The organism is Pedobacter sp., assembly GCF_035317785.1.
Lineage (GTDB): Bacteria > Bacteroidota > Bacteroidia > Sphingobacteriales > Sphingobacteriaceae > Pedobacter.
Genome location: NZ_DATHGC010000347.1, coordinates 1 through 2481, shown reverse-complemented (window position 1 = coordinate 2481; position 2481 = coordinate 1). Strand labels below are relative to the sequence as shown.

Sequence of the window (2481 nt, the reverse complement as noted above, 5' to 3'; positions counted from 1 at the left end):
AATATTTAAGCGATAAACGGAAGGAAAGACTGGCACCGCCTGCTCCTTCTTCTATCAATTGCATCAGCAAATAAATTTCTGCTATTCAATTTCATTGATATTTCTTGCCGTTACATTCGGCATTGTTTTGAATATATCCTGCATATACTTCCTATGATTAGCCCCGGCAAGAACAACTACTTTGTTCAAACCTAATGCTCTGGCCCGATTTACAACATTGTCGCACATTCCTTTATTTCTCATTAGCCACCAATGTATTTGTGAAAGCATTTCTTCCTTGGGGAAGTTTTTTATATCATACATCTCTGGAAAATAAAAATCCCCCGAGGCAAAAATGGCAGACGCTTCGTCAGTGTTAAACCATTCAGTTACGGTTTTTGAATTTTTTTCGATACCTGCATCTTTTTCAAACCCTTTATCCCTTTTAGCTAGTATTGTTTTTAATTCATTTGCATAAGATGTAACTGTGTCTTTTTTGAATGGTTGAAATTTATTATTGAACGCAATCGAAGATGCTACCCAATTCAAATCATAATCCTGGCAATCCATAGAAAGTAATTCTTGAATTTTCATTTCCAGCATCATTGGAAATGCAATAAGTGCATATTCCGAGGTTTTCAGCCTTTTCATACTTCGTCCCGTGGTGTCCATCTGGGGACTAAGTAATTTATTGACGTAGTTTTCAAGTTCAGTATCCGGTGTTTTCCAGAGATTGCTGAAAACTTGCCAAAATTGATAATGACCATTTGCAACATCTTGATTAAGATAATAAGCATGGGCCAATTCAGTTTTTATCCGATAGTCTTTTGGATTTAGTAATGATAATTTCCTTAGACTGTCAATCGTCTTTGGAAGTGCCTCCGTTGCTATATTTCGATTTTTTCTAAGTATTTCCAGGCGCTTAATATTATCCTGTTTACACCAATAATCCATAACAAGCCGTTCATCTTCCTTACTCAAAAATTCTCCAAAAAATGCAGTCGGTTCAAATCTTTTGATTTTATTATAAATACCTGAAAGGTCTTGTTGTGGATAGTTACTATAATTATGCGAAACACCTATCAGCAGGATGTCTACTTGTTGAGCATAACCGTTAATCGATACAAAAAGGATAAGAAAAATAGAATATTTCATGTTTTTGTCTGCGTTGTCTTACAGGTATTTTTCGGTTCGAATATAATATATATCGCCAACACACTCAAATATACGCAATTGGCCATTACCTATTAATCATCTCCTGAACTATGCCAAATAAATATTCTCCGGTCATAACCGGCCCGGCATCTTAAAGATTCATTATTGCTAAAATTTTATTTACTTTTAGTTTAACATACTGATATATAATGATTAACGCAATGAAAACAACAATCCCATTAAGCCGCCTAAGATCACTATTGCTGATCAGTATGATTACAATAGGAATGAGCTCCTGTTATTCGGTTCGTCTGATTAGCAGGGATGGTGTTGCTGAACCAGACTACAGTAACGATTCACAGGATTTTTACAAGAACAAAAAAACAAATACGATCGACACCACCATTAAGCTTGGAATAACCAAAGGGTCTTTTGAATTAATCAGGGATTGTGGTCCCACCGGGTTTTATGCGCTTGAATACCGTGTTACCCTGGGCCATGTGCTGCTGAGCGGCATTACCCTTGGCCGCGTAAGAAAAGTTAAAGTAATATATGTTCGTTTAAAAGAAGACAACTAGCCATGGCAAAAACCACCACAACCACAATCGGATCATGGAATACGCTGCATGAGAACGGACCCTGGCCTACCCGCTTCATGCACAATACCGAGCTCGCTAAAAAAGCCGGTATGCCTTTGCAGTTAGAACGCTACAATGATGCAGCGGGGGAAATGCAAAGACTCTTTGCAGATGCAATCAGTAAAGGCGAAGGCTTCCGGGCGATCGGGTCCAGGTGGTCCATGTCCCACATTGCTCATCAAAAGGACAATATCCAAGTGAACCCCTTAATGAACCTGAAAATAAAAATCGAAGCCAGTCAGCTTCATCCTGATACGGACTTCCTCCACGATAATCTCTTTTTTATTCAATGCGGAAACGTAATCAAGGAAATCCACAACTTCTTAAATGATTTCGGTAAATCCATGAAAACCACGGGGGCAAGTAATGGTCAGACCATAGCCGGCTGTGTTTCCACTGGTGTACATGGCTCAGCGCTGGATATAGGATCAGTCCAGGATTACGTGGTTGGGCTGAGCATCATTACCGGGCCTGATCCGGAAGATCGCGTATACCTGGAGCGGGCATCAAAACCAGCTCTGTCCGATGCATTTGCCGGAATAATCCAATCCAGAATCATCAGAGATGATGGCATGTTTAATGCCGCGCTGGTATCCCTGGGCTCATTTGGTTTTATCCATGGAGTGGTCATTGAAGCTGAAGACCGGTTCCTGTTGAAAAGGTATGTAAAAAAGATCCGCAAAGATCTGGCCCTTGACCTGGCCGCTAC

General features: G+C 39.9%; 2 protein-coding genes and 1 pseudogene. 2 read left to right on the top strand and 1 reads right to left on the bottom strand.

Annotated features, from left to right (window positions below; all coding sequences use genetic code 11):
- Positions 1-81: 81 nt before the first annotated feature.
- Entirely contained in the window at positions 82-1134 is a 1053-nt protein-coding gene (locus VK541_RS21795) for a DUF5694 domain-containing protein (RefSeq protein WP_324372632.1), read from the bottom strand.
- A gap of 221 nt (positions 1135-1355) precedes the next feature.
- On the opposite strand from VK541_RS21795, the gene VK541_RS21790 reads away from it, so the two are divergent.
- Together VK541_RS21790 and VK541_RS21785 are read left to right on the top strand one after the other, a co-directional pair.
- Entirely contained in the window at positions 1356-1712 is a 357-nt protein-coding gene (locus tag VK541_RS21790) for a hypothetical protein (RefSeq protein WP_324372630.1), read from the top strand.
- 2 nt (positions 1713-1714) lie between these two features.
- Positions 1715-2481, top strand: a pseudogene (locus VK541_RS21785) (hypothetical protein); the annotation flags it as partial.

What these genes read in the sequence shown, in the direction of transcription:
- VK541_RS21790 (WP_324372630.1), top strand. Translation starts at nt 1,356, where the DNA reads ATGAAAACAACAATCCCATTAAGCCGCCTAAGATCACTATTGCTGATC.
- VK541_RS21795 (WP_324372632.1), bottom strand. Translation starts at nt 1,134, where the DNA reads ATGAAATATTCTATTTTTCTTATCCTTTTTGTATCGATTAACGGTTAT.